The sequence below is a fragment of the Pseudoclavibacter sp. AY1F1 genome, from assembly GCF_002931075.1.
Taxonomy (GTDB): Bacteria; Actinomycetota; Actinomycetes; order Actinomycetales; family Microbacteriaceae; genus Pseudoclavibacter.
Genome location: NZ_PSTQ01000016.1, coordinates 30,202 through 45,085, shown reverse-complemented (window position 1 = coordinate 45,085; position 14,884 = coordinate 30,202). Strand labels below are relative to the sequence as shown.

General features: G+C 67.9%; 14 protein-coding genes. 11 read left to right on the top strand and 3 right to left on the bottom strand.

The annotated features are described in order from the left end of the window. Positions 1–49 precede the first annotated feature (49 nt). From C5B85_RS17440 to C5B85_RS17400, 9 genes are all read left to right on the top strand, one after another. Complete coding sequence (locus C5B85_RS17440) at positions 50–910, top strand: M56 family metallopeptidase (RefSeq protein ID WP_104287276.1); 861 nt, start codon at positions 50–52, stop codon at positions 908–910. 130 nt (positions 911–1,040) lie between these two features. Continuing rightward, entirely contained in the window at positions 1,041–1,523 is a 483-nt protein-coding gene (locus tag C5B85_RS17435) for a hypothetical protein (protein ID WP_104287275.1), read from the top strand. Between the two features lie 64 nt (positions 1,524–1,587). After that, positions 1,588–3,030, top strand: a complete 1,443-nt coding sequence (locus C5B85_RS17430; protein WP_181064489.1) for a sensor histidine kinase — start codon at positions 1,588–1,590, stop codon at positions 3,028–3,030. Between the two features lie 103 nt (positions 3,031–3,133). Then, positions 3,134–3,853, top strand: a complete 720-nt coding sequence (locus C5B85_RS17425; RefSeq protein WP_104287273.1) for a response regulator transcription factor — start codon at positions 3,134–3,136, stop codon at positions 3,851–3,853. A gap of 162 nt (positions 3,854–4,015) precedes the next feature. Next, positions 4,016–4,900, top strand: coding sequence for an ABC transporter ATP-binding protein (locus C5B85_RS17420; protein ID WP_104287272.1), 885 nt, complete (start codon positions 4,016–4,018; stop codon positions 4,898–4,900). Continuing rightward, positions 4,897–6,099, top strand: coding sequence for an ABC transporter permease (locus C5B85_RS17415; RefSeq protein WP_104287271.1), 1,203 nt, complete (start codon positions 4,897–4,899; stop codon positions 6,097–6,099). Before C5B85_RS17420 ends, C5B85_RS17415 begins: the two co-directional genes overlap by 4 nt. A gap of 194 nt (positions 6,100–6,293) precedes the next feature. Continuing rightward, positions 6,294–8,387, top strand: a complete 2,094-nt coding sequence (locus C5B85_RS17410) for an acyl-CoA dehydrogenase (RefSeq protein ID WP_374953108.1) — start codon at positions 6,294–6,296, stop codon at positions 8,385–8,387. A 121-nt stretch (positions 8,388–8,508) separates the two neighbouring features. After that, on the top strand, positions 8,509–9,846 hold the full coding sequence (locus C5B85_RS17405) for an FAD-dependent oxidoreductase (protein WP_104287269.1): 1,338 nt from the start codon (positions 8,509–8,511) through the stop codon (positions 9,844–9,846). 9 nt (positions 9,847–9,855) lie between these two features. Next, a complete protein-coding gene (locus C5B85_RS17400; RefSeq protein WP_104287268.1) occupies positions 9,856–10,317 on the top strand; it encodes a flavodoxin domain-containing protein in 462 nt (153 codons plus the stop codon). A gap of 36 nt (positions 10,318–10,353) precedes the next feature. On the opposite strand, the gene C5B85_RS17395 is transcribed toward C5B85_RS17400, so the two are convergent. After that, positions 10,354–10,821 carry an Lrp/AsnC family transcriptional regulator gene (locus tag C5B85_RS17395; protein WP_104287267.1) on the bottom strand — a complete coding sequence of 156 codons (468 nt, stop codon included), beginning with the start codon at positions 10,819–10,821 and terminating at the stop codon, positions 10,354–10,356. A 576-nt stretch (positions 10,822–11,397) separates the two neighbouring features. Here C5B85_RS17395 and C5B85_RS19655 point away from each other — a divergent pair. Together C5B85_RS19655 and C5B85_RS17385 are read left to right on the top strand one after the other, a co-directional pair. After that, positions 11,398–12,114 carry a cyclase family protein gene (locus C5B85_RS19655; RefSeq protein WP_258070892.1) on the top strand — a complete coding sequence of 239 codons (717 nt, stop codon included), beginning with the start codon at positions 11,398–11,400 and terminating at the stop codon, positions 12,112–12,114. Positions 12,115–12,134: 20 nt separating this feature from the next. Then, the gene (locus C5B85_RS17385) at positions 12,135–12,899 is read left to right on the top strand and encodes an IclR family transcriptional regulator (protein ID WP_258070887.1); all 765 of its coding nucleotides are present in this window, start codon (positions 12,135–12,137) and stop codon (positions 12,897–12,899) included. Positions 12,900–12,902: 3 nt separating this feature from the next. On the opposite strand, the gene C5B85_RS17380 is transcribed toward C5B85_RS17385, so the two are convergent. Both C5B85_RS17380 and alr read right to left on the bottom strand, forming a co-directional pair. Then, positions 12,903–13,661 carry an IclR family transcriptional regulator gene (locus tag C5B85_RS17380; protein ID WP_104287264.1) on the bottom strand — a complete coding sequence of 253 codons (759 nt, stop codon included), beginning with the start codon at positions 13,659–13,661 and terminating at the stop codon, positions 12,903–12,905. A 66-nt stretch (positions 13,662–13,727) separates the two neighbouring features. Then, positions 13,728–14,882, bottom strand: a complete 1,155-nt coding sequence (gene alr / locus C5B85_RS17375) for an alanine racemase (protein ID WP_104287263.1) — start codon at positions 14,880–14,882, stop codon at positions 13,728–13,730. Positions 14,883–14,884 lie beyond the last annotated feature (2 nt).

Here is a 14,884-nt window from a genome sequence, read left to right as displayed (position 1 = left end):
GGCTCCAAGAGGGCGTTCGGGGTTCCTGCCCGGACGCGAGTGATCCGACATGTGGATCATCCCCGCGCTCGCCTGCCTCGCGTTCGCCGTGTTCACGATGCTCGCGGCGCCCTCCCTGCTGACGCGCGGCACGTGGCAGGTTCGACACCCGCAGCTCGCGCTCGGGCTCTGGCACGGCGCGGTCCTCGGGGGCTCGCTCGCGCTGCTGGCGGCTGTCGCACTGTCGGTCGTGGCGGTGCTCAACTGGGAACATGACGAGGGCAGCTGGCTGAGCGGATTCGAGATCGCCCTCGCCTCCGTCTTCGCGAGCGCTGGCCTCATCGCAATGTTCGGCTGGGGGTTCATCGTCACGCGTCGATCCGGCCGCGCGTTTGCAGACGGCAGGCGCGCGAATGACGAGCTTCGGGATGCCGCGCGCGTGCTCTCGTACCGAGACGAGCGCATCGGGGGAGCCCTCGTGCGTTTCGTCGAGTCCCCGTCGCCTCACGCGCTCGCGGCGGCGGGCCCCTCGCCTGTGGTCATTGTGTCGAGCGGGCTGGAGGAGCTGCTGACGCGCGAGCAGCTGGAAGCGGTCGTCGCGCACGAGCGCTGCCACCTGGTGCGCTTCCACGCGCTTGCGCAGCGTCTGGCCGAGGTCAACGAGGCCTGCCTCCCCAGGTACACGGGCGCGCGGAACCTGTCGCGGGCGACGGCGCTGCTCATCGAGCTCATCGCCGACGATGCCGCTGCGGGTCAGGTGGGAGCGGAGGCTCTGTCCGGCGCGCTGCGTGCGCTTGCCGGGGCAGGTGCGAGTTCCGACGACGAAGTGCTGGTGCAGCGCGCGCGCCGCCTTCGCGCGCGGGTCATCGGCGAGGCCGAACAACTGCGCGCCGAGGGTCCGGAGACGGACGCGCCAACGCGCGCTGACTGAGCGGACACCGACGGGATGACGGTCTGCAGGCCGAGCGCATGCCCGAAGCTGGACGCGCATCCAGGTGTTCGAATCCGTTCTGTGACGGGATACCCACGGCGGTGCACGCTCGACGTGGGAGGCTTGAGTCATGCCTGACTCAACTTCCTACGAAGAACCGCGCCCGGGCTATGACGTGCCGCGCGAGGCCGAGCCGGAGCGCTCGCTCACCCCGACCCGGGTTTCTCGGCTCCGGAGGCTCACGATCCTCCTCGCCGTGATGATCGCGGCGGGGGCGCTCGCCAACTGGCAGCAGGATGCCGAGTTCCGCTCTGCGAGCGTGCCGAGCTTCGTGATCTCGCTGGTGGTCATCGTCGTCGGGTACGGCGCCATCTGGAAGCTGCTCGGATCGCCCAAGCGCAGGAGGGCGGAGGGAGCGCGCACCGGCGGCAGCGTCCTTTCGGTGCTGGCCGTCACCGGTCTGCTGCTCACAGGAGTCCTCGCGATCACCGGTGCGAGCGCGACTGGCGCGGTGCAGCTGGTGGTCGGGCTGGGAACCGCGGTCGTCGGGGCAATCTGGCTCCATGCGGCCTGGCGTCGTCTCCCAGCTGAGCCCGTGGGCCTTCTCGACTGATTCGATCGCGCGCCTCGCGGCGGACGCGCATCGAATGTCGGAGGCTGGACCTAGCCTTGATGGCATGATCTCGTCAGCGCGCGGCACTGAACTCTGGCAGCGGCTCCAGGGCACCGATGCCGAGCGCCCGGCCGACTGGGAGCGGCCAGGTCCCTCCCGGCGTGCGCTGCGCACCGACGTCATCGTGGCGCTGGTAGCGGTCGGCCTCATGGCCTTCTCCAACTGGGCGGTCCTCGAGCTGCGCAAGGGCACAGACCCGACAGAGGTCGGCGCCATCCTGCACGACAACGATCCGGCTGCAGCTCTTGTCGGCATGATCCTCGTGCCTGTCATGTACGGCGTCGCCATCGCGCTGCGACGTCGCTTCCCGTTGTGGATGCTCGTGCTCAGCACGGTCGCGTTCGTCTCCGCCTTCGCGTTCACGTACCTCGACACCGTCGTCACGCAGATCGGCTATTTCCTCCTCATCTTCACGGCGGGGGCTTGGAGCAACCAGCGGGCCATGGTGACGCTGCTTCGTGTGGCCATCACGGTGGGCATGACCGTGTGGGCGGTCGTCGACGCGTTCACGCGGGCGACGCTCATCTTCAGCTTCTCGGGTGGCAGCGACGGCGAGAACTGGATCTCGAGCGTCTTCACGGCCTACACGCTGCTCATCAATGTGCTGTATTTCATTGGCGCGTTCTGGTTCGGCAACTCCGACTACCGGCGAGCGGGGCAGCGTGCCGCGCTCGAGGAGCGCACGCGGGAGCTCGAGGAGTACGCGACTGCACTGGCCGACGAGCGCAGGCTGGTCGAAGAGCAGGCGATCCGCCTCGACCGCGTTCGCATCGCGCGAGAGCTTCACGACGTCGTCGCGCACCACGTCTCGCTTATGGGTCTGCAGGCAGCGGCCGCTCGACGCACGGCGGAGGCCTCGCCGGAAAAGTCGCAGCAGGCCCTCCTCGGCGTGGAGCAGAGCGCGCGTGTTGCCATCGACGAACTCCACTCGCTCCTGACGACGCTGCGAAGCGCGGACGCTGACGCGGCGGACGGCGAGGTGCGCGCCGATGACGGCGCCCCCGGGGCTTCCTCAGGCGCATCCGCCCCATCGACGCACACGGTCGAGCAGGTGCCCGCGCTCATCGAAGAGCTGCGCGGTGCAGGCATGCGGGTCGCGTTCAGCACGTTCGGTGAGCCGCGGCGGGTGTCGCCGCTCACGGGCGTCGCCGTCTACCGCGTGCTCCAGGAAGCCCTCACCAACACGCGCAAGCACGCTGGGGCAGAGGCGCCGGCTGACGTGCGACTCCGCTACCTCGACACCGGGCTGGAACTCGACGTGACGGATGACGGCCCTAAATCGCTGATGCACGCCGCCGCCGCCAAGCGTGCAAACGGCTCGGGGGGTCTCGGCCTCGTAGGCATGCGCGAGCGAGCACGGGCGGCTGGCGGTGACGTCACGACAAGCAGGCGAAGCGGTGGCGGCTTCCGGGTCCTGCTCCGCGTGCCGTACGAACGGCAGGCGTGAGGCATGAGCGAAAGTTCCAGCCCCGAACGGCCAACTCCCGGTAACCTCGCCCCGATACGGTCACGAGAACGACACCGCTGCGGCGGGTGCCAAAGGAGGCCAAGTGTCTGAAAAGATCCGCGTCGTGCTGGTTGACGACCACCAGCTCGTGCGCATGGGCTTCAAGCTGATCCTGGAGTCCGAGCCTGACATCGTTGTCGTCGGCGAAGCCACCGACGGGCGAGAAGCCGTCTCGGTCGTCGGCGAGCTCCGCCCCGACCTCGTCTGCATGGACGTGCAGATGCCGGTACTCGACGGCATCGCTGCGACCCGCGAGATCATGCAGCTCGAAGGGGCGGCCCCGCGCGTGCTCATGCTGACGACGTTCCGCGACGAAGCGGCTGTGCGCGACTCTCTTCGCGCCGGGGCGAGCGGATTCGTGCTCAAGAACTCGCCCCCGGAGACGCTTGTCGAGGCGGTGCGGGTCGTCCATTCCGGAGACGCCCTGCTCGACCCGCAGGTCACGCGCGGTGTCATCGCCGGCATGCTCAACGACATCCCGGAGGCGGCCCCGCCTCAGGTGAACGATGCGTTGCAGACCGAGGTCACAGCGCCGACTGCGGCCGTGCATCCGGCCCTCGCGAACCTCACCGATCGCGAAGGCGAGGTGCTCGCGCTCATCGCCGAAGGCCTCAGCAACGCCGATATCGCGGCTCGCCTCTTCGTGTCAGAGGCGACCGTCAAGACGCACGTCTCGAACCTGCTCGCGAAAATCGGCGTACGCGACCGCATCCACGCCGTAATCTTCGCCTACAACGTCGGGGTCGTCGCCCCCGTCGAGTAGCGCTCCTCAGCTCGGAACCGCAGCCTCCTCACCCGAGCGGATGAAGCGGGCACCCGCCGAGTTCCGTCGCGCGGCCGATCCGTCCGCCAGACGATGTCCGTAACGTCTTCTGCATACCCAGAGAAGGTGCGGCGTCGGACGTCGCGCGAGACAGGAGGGGTGATGCTCGAGATCCAGAACATCTCCAAGACCTACGGCGACCGCAAGGTGCTCGACAACGTGAGCTTCTCTGTCGAGCCGGGCAAGCTCACGGGCTTCGTCGGCGGCAACGGAGCAGGCAAGACCACCACGATGCGCACGATCCTGGGCGTCGTGAAGCCGGATGCCGGCGTCGTCACGATCGACGGCAGGCCCGTGGTCGTCACCGACCGTGCCCGGTTCGGGTACATGCCTGAGGAGCGCGGCTTGTACCCGAAGATGAAGGTCAAGGAGCAGGTCACCTACTTCGCGGAGCTGCACGGGCTCAGCGCCAAGGAGGCTGCCAAGAACGCCGACCGCTTCCTCGAGGACCTGGGCCTGACGGAGCGCATCAACGACAACGTGGAGGACCTCTCGCTCGGTAACCAGCAGCGCGCGCAGATCGCGGCGTCGCTGGCCCACGAACCCGAGATGCTCATCCTCGACGAGCCGTTCTCGGGCCTCGACCCGCTCGCCGTCGAGGTGGTGCTCGAGACGCTGCAGGGGTTCGCCGCGCGCGGGGTGCCCGTGCTGTTCTCAAGTCACCAGCTCGATGTCGTCGAGCGACTCAGCGACAACCTCGTCATCATCTCCGGCGGAGCGATCAAGGCAAGCGGCGACCGCCACGAACTGCAAGAGCGGCACTCCGAGGGCATGCACCGCATCTCCCTCGCGGGTGACGCCGGCTGGCTGCGCGACGAGCCTGGCATCAAGGTGCTCGAGTTCGACCGTGGGGATGCGATCTTCGTCGCCGACTCGGGGGAGACCGCCCAGCGCATCCTGCGAACAGCCCTCGACCGGGGCCCCGTCTTCGGCTTCGGCCGCCACATCGTGAAGCTCTCCGACATCTACCGGGAGGTCGTCGCATGACGAACACACAGGAAGCCAGGGCCTCGCAGCGCCCGTCAGCGGCAGCGCCGGCCCGTTCGAGGCAGTTCGGCCTCAGCTCGGCGAAGGGCATCCAGCTCATCGCGAAGCGCGAGATTCTCGTGCAGGCGCGTTCTCGCGCCCAGCAGATCTCGTTCCTCATCACCCTGCTGCTCGTGGCGGGTGGAATCGTGGCGGTCGCGCTGTTCGGCGACGCCATCGGGGGAGGTGCGACGAATGTGGCGACGGTCTCCGACACGACCTCGGTCGCGTCGACTGCCGGCCTCGAGACGACCGAAGCCGCGTCCGCCGAAGAGGCCGCGCAGCTCGTGCGCGACGGTGCCGTCGAGTACGCGGTGCTGACGCCGGCGGATGCTCGCGGCCTTGAGCTCTTCACGGGCGACGGGCAGCCTGCCAGCGACCTGGGCGACGGCGCGTTTGTGCTTGTTGGCCTCGAGGGCGTGCCGACGGAGGACTCGATGGCCCTCGCGCAGGTGCCGCCCTCGTTCTCGCTGGAGGCCCCCGAGGTCAACCCGGCCCTCGGCTACATCATGGCCGTCGCCTTCGGCGTGCTCTACTTCATGGCGGCGATGGGCTACGCCTACACGATCGCGCAGAGCGTCGTCGAGGAGAAGCAGTCGCGCATCGTCGAGATCCTGCTCTCCACGGTCACCCCGCGCGTCATCATGGCGGGCAAGGTCATCGGCAACAGCGTCCTCGCGCTCATCCAGGTGGCGGCGATCCTCGCGGCGGCGGCCATAGCGCTCGCGGCGACCGGCCAGGGCACGCTGTTCTCGCTCATCGGCCCCGGATTCATCTGGTTCCTCGTGCTGTTCGTGTTCGGGTTCGTGCTCATCGCGACCCTGTATGCGGGCGCATCCGCGATGGTGTCGAGGCAGGAGGAGGTCGGTAGCGTCACGACTCCGCTCATGATGCTCATGCTCATCCCGTACATGCTCGTGATCCTCTTCAACAGCAACGCGCTGCTCATGACGATCCTCAGCTACATCCCGTTCTCGGCGACGATCGCGATGCCGCTTCGGGTGGTGCTCGGTCAGGCCGAGTGGTGGGAGCCGATCCTCGCGCTCGTCATCCTCATCGCGACCAGCGCGGTCTCGATCATGATCGGTGCGCGCATCTACGAGAACTCGATCCTCCGCATCGGCGGGCGAGTGAAGCTCACCGACGCCCTCAAGGGCTGACCGGGCGTCGCTCGGGCGGATTCACCGAACATCTCTAGCGGGTCAAGCCAACGCTTGGCCCGCTGAGTTGTATGAAGTGTGCAATTCGCGCGCATCTGTGGCGAGGGAATCTCGTGCCCTCCCACCGGGAAATGGCGAGTGTCGGTGGCCCGACCTAGCGTGGATGCATCACCAAACGTTGCAAAGGAGCATCCGTGTCTGACATCAGCATCAACGATCCGGAACTCGACGAGCCCGTTGCTCTCGAGCAGAGCCGAATCGATGTCGGCTGGCTGTCGCAGCAGCTGCTCGGCACCTGGCCGGAGGAGCGCCTGCGCGCCCGAGCCAACTCCGCAAGGCCCGAATTGTGGCGCGATCCCGCCCTCGCCATGCCGGAGCACCGCGATCGCGTCATGGGCCAGCTGCGCATCCTCGTCGAGGAGGGCGCTGTCAACCTGGCCTTCCCGAAACGCCTTGGCGGCGGCGAGAACCACGGTGGCAACATCGCCGCGTTCGAAGAGCTGGTGGTCGCCGACCCGAGCCTGCAGATCAAGGCTGGTGTGCAGTGGGGCCTCTTTGGCTCCGCCGTCATGCACCTCGGCACTGCGTACCACCACGACACGTTCCTGCCAGGCATCATGAGCCTCGAGGTGCCCGGTGTCTACGCCATGACCGAGACGGGCCACGGCTCCGACGTCGCGTCGATCGGCACAACCGCGAGCTACGACGAAACCACGCAGGAGTGGGTCATCAACACCCCGTTCCGTGGCGCCTGGAAGGACTACCTCGGCAACGCCGCCCTGCACGGCAAAGCGGCCGTTGTGTTCGCGCAGCTCATCACCAAGAACGTCAAGCACGGCGTGCACGCCTTCTACGTGCCGATTCGCGACGATGATGGCCAGTTCTTGCCCGGCATCGGCGGCGAGGACGACGGCGTCAAGGGCGGCCTCAACGGAATCGACAACGGGCGCCTCCACTTCACCGATGTGCGCGTGCCTCGTCGCAACCTGCTCAACCGCTACGGTGACGTCGCAGAAGACGGCACCTACACGTCGCCCATCAAGAGCCCCGGCCGCCGCTTCTTCACCATGCTCGGCACGCTTGTGCAGGGGCGTGTCTCGCTCGACGGAGCCTCGGTGGCGGCGTCGAAGGTCGCGCTCAAGATCGCGGTCACGTACGCCAACGAGCGCCGGCAGTTCGCCGGTGGCGACGGCGAGGAGACCGTGCTGCTCGACTACGGGATGCACCAGAAGCGACTCATCCCGCGCCTCGCGACCACGTACGCGCTGAGCTTCGCGCACGAAAACCTGCTCAAGCAGTTCCACGGCGTCTTCTCCGGTGAGCTCGACACCCCTGAGAACCGGGAGGACCTGGAGACGCTCGCGGCCGCGCTCAAGCCGCTCTCGACCTGGCACGGCATCAACACGCTCCAGGAAGCGCGCGAAGCGTGCGGCGGTGCCGGCTTCCTCGCGGAGAACCGCATCACGCAGCTTCGCCACGACCTCGACATCTACACGACCTTCGAGGGAGACAACCACGTGCTGCTGCAGCTCGTCGGCAAGCGCCTGCTGAGCGACTACGCCGAGCAGTTCAAGGGCGCCGACCGTGGCGAGGTCACGCGCATCATCGCTGAGCAGACTGCCGAGCGCATCTTCTCCGGGTCCGGCCTCCGCGGCATCGGACAGATCGTCATCGACCGGGGCAGTCGAGCCCGCTCGGTCGGCTGGCTGCGCCAGCCCGCGACCCAGCACGAGCTGCTCACGTCGCGAGTCGAGACCCTGGTCTCCGAGATCGCGGCGAAGCTGCGCAACGCCAAGAAGCTGTCGAAACAAGAGGCGGCCGCGCTCTTCAATCGCAACCAGCCGACCCTCATCGAGGCGGCCAGGGCTCATGGTCAGCTGCTGCAGTGGGAAGCGTTCACGGACGCGATCGCCGTCATGCCGGAAGGTAAGACCCGGCAGGTGCTCACCTGGTTGCGCGACCTCTTCGGCCTCGGCCTCATCGAGGAGAACCTCGCCTGGTACCTGATGTCCGGCCGCCTGTCCGTGCCACGCGCGCAGGCTGTCTCCGCCTATCGTGAGCGGCTCATCGCCCGTCTCCGCCCGCACGCCGCCGACCTCGTGGATGCGTTCGGCTACGGGCCGGAGCACATTCGCGCATCCATCGCCTCCGGCGCTGAGCGCGAACGCCAAGACGAAGCCCGCGCGTACATGCGCGAGCAGCGGGAGTCGGGCAACGCCCCCATCGAGGAGAAGGCGATGCAGGCTGAGGAGAAGCTCAAGCAGCAGAAGGCAGGCGCAAACGCCTGACGATCGCGGCGCGGCCGGCTCAGGTAGGGAACCTGGGGCGGCCGCTTGGCTCAAGGTGGCATACTCGGCGGAGCGTTTCCCGCGCCCCCGCGCCCCCGCGAATCGAGGAGAGCCCCACCGTATGACCGCTGAAGCCCGACGTGCCGTCGCGATCATCGGCAGCGGCCCCTCGGCCTGTTACACGGCGCAGGCGCTCCTCAAACTTCGTCGCGATGCCGACGTGTTCATGTTCGAGCGCCTCCCGGTGCCGTACGGGCTCATCCGCTACGGCGTCGCCCCCGACCATGTGGGCACGAAGGCGGTGACCCGCCAGTTCGACCGACTCTTCACGCGATCCGGGGTGCGGTTCCTCGGCAACGTCGAGGTTGGGCGCGACGTCGACTTCGAAGCTGTGCGCGGCGCGTTCGACGCGACCATCGTCGCCACGGGCCTGCACGAGGACGCGCAGCTCCAGCTGCCGGGCTTCGACCACGGCCGGGTCATCGGCGCCGGGCAGTTCATGCGCATCCTCAACCAGCACCCGGGCGACCACGTCGAGCTGCCGCGGCTCGGCGGGCGCGTCGCGGTGGTCGGGAACGGCAACGTGGCGATCGACGTGGTCCGCCTGCTGGCCAAGCACGAGAACGACTTCGACGGCTCGGACGTGCACTCACCGCTGCTCGTGGCCGCCTCAGGGGAGCTGCAGGTCATCGAGGTACTCGGACGGGCTGGTGTCGACGACGCCAAGTTCACCCCGTCCCTGCTCTCCGAGCTCGGGCGAATCGACGACGCCAGCTTCGAGGTGTTCGGCGTCGACGCGGATGCGCTCTCCGAGCATGAGGGGCAGTCCGCTCAGGCAGCCGCGCTCGCGGGGCTCCTGAGCCGCGCGCAGCCCGAGCATCCGCGCGTCACCATCCGGCTCAGGTTCGGGGTCGCGCCGGTCGCTCTTGCCGAGGACGCTGACGGCCTCCGGGTCTCGCTCGCCGGGCCAGGCGTGTCGGAGACCCATGCGGCTTCCACGAGCACCGACCCGGCGTCGATCGACGTCGACTCTGTCATCACCGCAGTCGGCTTCCATCGCGGCGACGCCCACCTGCTGCACGCGCTGCTCGGCGACGAGCACGACGTCTTCGCGGCGGGCTGGGCGCGGCGCGGACCTCAGGGCACCATCGCGTCGAGCCGAGCAGAGGGGCAGACCGTTGCTCGCGAGGTCGACGGCTGGCTGGCCTCCGCGGCCCCGAAGTCGGACGCCGATCGGAAGTCGCTGCTCGCCCACCTCGACGAGTCGTCCGTGAGCTTCGCCGAGTGGAGCATCATCGACGAGCACGAGCAGCAGCAGGCCGCGCCCGGGCGCGTACGGGCCAAGGAGCAGGACACGGAGACGCTGCTGCGGATCGCGCGCCGCCGCGCCACAATGGCTCAGGAACCAAACCCCGAAAGCAACACCCCCAGAATCAATACCCCCGGAAGCAACACCTAGGAGCAGTACATGAGCATTGTGATCCTCTTCGGCACAGAGTCGGGCAACGCCGAACTCGTCGCAGGCGACCTTGCCGACGCGATGCCGGACCGCGAGGTCGCTGTCGAGGACATGTCGGTGTTCGAGCCGGAAGAGCTCGAGCCTGACACCTTCTACCTCTTCGTCTGCTCGACGCACGGCGACGGCGAGCTGCCGAGTGGCGCCCTCCCGTTCTGGGAGGAACTCGACGCCATCCGTCCCTCGCTCGACGGGTACCGGTACGGCATGTTCGGGATGGGTGACACCAACTACTCGGACACCTACAGCCAGGGCAGCGAGCACATCGACCGGCTCATGACGGAGCTCGGCGCGCAGCGCGTCGGCGAGTATGGCCGGCACGACGCGAGCTCGCGTCAGACCGCCAGCGATGCGGCCCTCGCTTGGTTGCCAACGCTCCTCGCAGCGCTCGAGGCTGCTGGCATCGACGCGTAGCGCAGCGTGCTTGGCACCTGACCGCGCTTGCGCGGGTCAGTCGCCAGCGGGCGGTGAGTGCCGGATGGTTGTGGACAGGGAGAGCGAGGTGACCGTGTTCTTGACGCCCGGGATAGCTGCGATGCTCTCCCAGACCTCCTTGATGCGCTCGACGGAACGAGCCTCGAGGAGCACGAACAGGTCGTAGTCGCCGGTGAGGATGTCGCACCTGATGACCTCGGGGACTTCCGCAAGCGTTGCGAGGACGTCGGCCCCGCGCATCCGGTCGGTTCGGTAGACGAAGAGCACCGCGGAGATCGGGCGGTCGTGGGTGTCCGCGTCGCTGCCCCGCACGAGGGTGTAGCCCTCGATGACCCCGTCTCGTTCGAGCCGCTCGATGCGCTGTTTTACCGCGTTGCGTGAGAGTCGGACCCGGTTCCCGAGCGTGACGAGTGGGATGCGCGCGTTCTTGGTCAGCTCTCGCAGGATCTGCGCGTCGATGTCGTCTCGTGGTCGCATCGTCATTGCTGCACCCTCTTCATGCGTGTGACATTAGCACTATAACATGGTTATATTGCATAGGGTGCGGAACGATGACGACGCGATGATGCGTCACAGGAGAGGAACACGATGGTTCTCAAGACAACGGTCCGAAGCAGGATCCGGGTCTACTGGCCAGTGCAACCGGCCACGTTCGCCGAGGTCGTCGCCGGCAACGTTGCAGTCTTCAGGGAAAGCCCCGACGTGCGCCCACTGCGCGACGTGCTCGCGTCGTTCTCGGAAATCGGCGACTTCGGCGATTACAAGACGGTGACCGAAGTGTCGATCGGCTTCGAGGGCTTCACCGTGGGCTCGGGAGCGCAGCCGACGCTCGGGTCTGCTGGCGAACGGACGATCTCGCCGACGCTCGCCGTGACGACGCACGTCGACGATGAACTCGGCTCTGCTCGGCTCACCGAGATTCTTGAGCGCATCGTCGACGTGCATCCATGGGAAGTGCCCGTGATCGAGGTGACCGAGGGGGTGACGCTCGTCTCGCGGGGAAAGGACACGAGTGCGGTTCGCTCGAGTGATGCTGGCTCGAGTGATGCCTGGTCGCAGCTGAGCGCTGCCCTCGAGGGGCGCGTCTCCACGGATCTCACGCACGCATTTCACTCTGGACAACCCCATTTTCCCGCCTTTCCCGACGAGGAGCGTGAGGAGCTCTTCTCGCTCGAGCGTGGAGACGGCTTCACGGCGCACCGGTACTCGATAATCGGACAGTGGGGCACGCATGTGGACCCGCCGTCACACTTCGCCGCCGGAGGGCGGACGCTCGACGAGCTGCCTGTCTCCGAGATGATCCTCCCGCTGGTCGTTCTCGATATCAGCGAACGAGCGGCGGCCGACTCTGACGCGACGCCGGTGCTTCGGGATGTCGAGCGCTGGGAGACGGAACACGGACGGATCCCTGCTCGGGCCTTTGTGGCGCTCCGCACCGATTGGAGTCGCCGCTGGCCGGACGCCGTAGCCATGGCCAACATGGGCGCCGACGGTGTGAGTCACACGCCTGGATGGTCGCGCGAGGTCCTCGCCTTCCTCATCGAGGAGCGTGACATCGCGGGCGTCGGTCACGAGCAGACGGATACGGATCCGGGCGTCGCGACGTCGGCGGGTGACTTCAGTCTCGAGCGATTCCTGCTCGAGCGGGATCGGTGGCAGATCGAGCTGCTCGCGAGTCTCGACCGAGTGCCGGTGGCCGGTGCAGCGGTCGTCGCGACCTGGCCGAAACCGCAGGGTGGAAGCGGATTCCCAGCTCGAGTCTTCGCGATCCACTGACCCTCGCTAGGCTGGCGAGCGTGGAGTCGAATTCGAGCATGGGGCGTGCCCTCGACGTGCTCACCACGCTCGCCCAGCTGACGCGAACACCTCCGCACCGGGCGACAGTGGCTCAGGTCGCCGGTGAGCTCGACCGCGATCGCTCGCAGGTCTCGCGAACGCTGAAGCACCTTGCCGAGGACGGGTCGGTCCTGAGGCGCGACGACCGGAGCTACGAGCTCGGATGGCGCGGCTACGCGACCGCCCAGGAGCTCACAGAGCGACGGCTGAGGATCGATGGCCTCACGCTGCTCGAGGAGCTCGCGCGGGACACGCAGGAGGCCTGCTTCATCGGTGTTCTGAGCGGCGACAGTACCGTGACGATCGTGGAGGCGCTGCCGAGTGACGCTCGTATGATCGGCTCCTGGCTCGGCCGCCCCTATCCGGCGTTCTGCTCGGACGCGGGGCAGGGGACGCTCTGGGATGCCGACGACGACGAAGTGGCCGCCGTTCTCGCGGCAACGGATTTCCACGCGTCCGGGCCGAATGCTCCGAGAGATGTCGGCGATTTCCTGGAACGCCTGGAGCGAGCGCGTCAGCGCGGATACTCGATCGTCGACGAAGAAGCGGAACCGGGGCTCTACTCGGTCGGCGCTCCGGTCTGGGATTTCCGCGGTGAGGTGATCGCGGCCGTGCAGATCGTCGGCGCCCGCGCGCAGATGGTGCCGAAGAGCGATGAGCTCGGGGCCGCTGTGGCCCGGGCTGCCGCGCGCCTCTCCGAAGTGCTAGCCGCACCCGCCCGCTGACGCTCAGACGGGGGAGGTCACGAGCGCTGTGATGCGCGCGGCGGCTGCCTTCATCTCCGTGACCAGGGCGGGGGTCTCTGCTTCCAGGAGAGACTGGGAGACGCAGCTCAGCGAGGCCACGATTGCGTCGGCCTCGCCTCGGAGGGGGACCGCGAGGTCGCTCGACTCGTGCTCGAACTCCTCAAAGGCGTCAACGTGCCCCCCGGTGCGATCACGCTCGATTCTGGCGGCCAGCTCGGCAATCGAGTACGCGGCTCGGGGGCCGCCGACGCCGACGAACTGCGCGTTGCCCAGAAGCTGCTCCAGCGCGTCTGGGGACGAGTCCCAGAGGAGCGCCCGCCCGGCACCCGTGCACCAAATCGGGGTGACCATGCCGGGGCGCAGGGAAGCAGCGGTCCCCGACGCTGGCGACTCGAACCGGAGGAGCAGTGCGCGGTCGCCGAGCGACGCCGAAATGCGCGCATCGACCGGGAACCGGGCGACCAGGGAACGCAGTTCGCTGCGCGCTGCCCGCAGCCACGGCGTGTGGCGCGCGGCGGCCACCTCAAAGTGACGAGGTCCTGGCCGGAAGACCAGCTCCTCGTTCTTCTCCAGCATCCGCAGTTGGACGAGCTCCTGCGTGAGGCGTGACACGCGACTGCGTTCGATCCCGGTGTGCTCGGCGAGCCTCGACACCGTGAAGGCGGAGCGGCCGGTCGCCTCTCTCCGCGTCGCTGCGGTCAGGAGCGACAAGCCCTGCGCCAGCGAGGACTGCTGCTGCATGGTGCGATCTCCTCGGAGTCGAGCTCTGTGCGCGTCACCGCTCTGACGCCGGTTCTGGTGGGGGCTTCAGCGTACTGCGAGCTCGGGCAGACGGGCGGCGTTGCCGACCGCGAACCGGGGGAGGAGCCGTCCCCAGGCCGTGTAGAGGTCCGCGGCGATCTGCGTGTTGGCGAGTTCGAGGTCTCGGCTCGTCACCTCGCCGCCCCCCTGCCTCCCGTAGAGCACGACGTCGTCGCCCGGGAAGACCCCGTGGACCTCCGTGACATCGATGATCAGGCAGTTCATGCCTGGCAGGTCGATGACGGGCGCGCGCTTGCCACGGATGAGCACCTGTGCGCGACCGCCCAGGCTCCGATGGAAGCCGTCCCCGTATCCGACAGGCACGGATGCGAGCACGGAGTCGCGGTCGAGCACGTGGGTGCGTTCGTAGCCGACGGTCTCTCCGGCGGAGTATCCATTGACAGCGGCAATCCGGGACTTCACCGTCATCGCCCGGCGGAATCGCTTGGGGTCGGCGGCGGTGTCGCCGTAGAGGGCGGCGCCGATGCGGACGAGGTCGAGCCGCGACTCGGGTACGGTCAGGCCCGCGTACGAGGTGGCGCAATGGCGGTCGATTCGCGAGCTGGCACCCTGCTGGCGCAGGACACTCGTGGCGATCTCGGCCTCGTCGACGAACCGGGCCGTGCCGGCTCGGATGTCCTGCTCATCCTCGAGAGGGAAATGCGTCGCGATGCCGCGGACATCCAGGCCGGGGAGAGTGGCGAGCGCCCGAAGCTCTGCGAGGCCTGCCGGGCGCGACACGTCGATGCCCTCCCGCGTGATGCCGGTCGAGTTCACGGAGAGGTGAACGGGAATCGATCGGCCGGAGGAGGTCGCGATGGCCGAGGCGGTTGTGGCGTGCGGGAAGCCGCCGATCCACTCCTCGATGTTCCAGTCGACCCCCGCCTGCATCTCCTGCGGCTGCGCAGAACGCAGCCGCAGGAGACGCCCCGTGAAGCCAAGGGCGCGGAGTTGGGCGGCTTCACGGTTACTCGAGATGCCGAGCATCTCGATGTTCTTGGCGATGACGACTGGGCCGAGCAGGTCGATGCCGTGCCCGTAGGCGTCCGCCTTGAGGACGATGCAGACCGTGCTGCGCCCGGCGAATTGCCGCTGGATCTCTTGGAGGTTGTGCTCGATCGCGTCGAGATCCACCTCGACCCAGACGGGTTCCGTCGTCATCC

Bases quoted from the DNA above. Each gene is read 5' to 3' on its own strand.
- C5B85_RS17440 (WP_104287276.1), top strand. From the start codon at position 50: ATGTGGATCATCCCCGCGCTCGCCTGCCTCGCGTTCGCCGTGTTCACG.
- C5B85_RS17435 (WP_104287275.1), top strand. From the start codon at position 1,041: ATGCCTGACTCAACTTCCTACGAAGAACCGCGCCCGGGCTATGACGTG.
- C5B85_RS17430 (WP_181064489.1), top strand. From the start codon at position 1,588: ATGATCTCGTCAGCGCGCGGCACTGAACTCTGGCAGCGGCTCCAGGGC.
- C5B85_RS17420 (WP_104287272.1), top strand. From the start codon at position 4,016: ATGCTCGAGATCCAGAACATCTCCAAGACCTACGGCGACCGCAAGGTG.
- C5B85_RS17415 (WP_104287271.1), top strand. From the start codon at position 4,897: ATGACGAACACACAGGAAGCCAGGGCCTCGCAGCGCCCGTCAGCGGCA.
- C5B85_RS17405 (WP_104287269.1), top strand. From the start codon at position 8,509: ATGACCGCTGAAGCCCGACGTGCCGTCGCGATCATCGGCAGCGGCCCC.
- C5B85_RS17400 (WP_104287268.1), top strand. From the start codon at position 9,856: ATGAGCATTGTGATCCTCTTCGGCACAGAGTCGGGCAACGCCGAACTC.
- C5B85_RS17395 (WP_104287267.1), bottom strand. From the start codon at position 10,821: ATGACGATGCGACCACGAGACGACATCGACGCGCAGATCCTGCGAGAG.
- C5B85_RS17380 (WP_104287264.1), bottom strand. From the start codon at position 13,661: ATGCAGCAGCAGTCCTCGCTGGCGCAGGGCTTGTCGCTCCTGACCGCA.
- alr (WP_104287263.1), bottom strand. From the start codon at position 14,882: ATGACGACGGAACCCGTCTGGGTCGAGGTGGATCTCGACGCGATCGAG.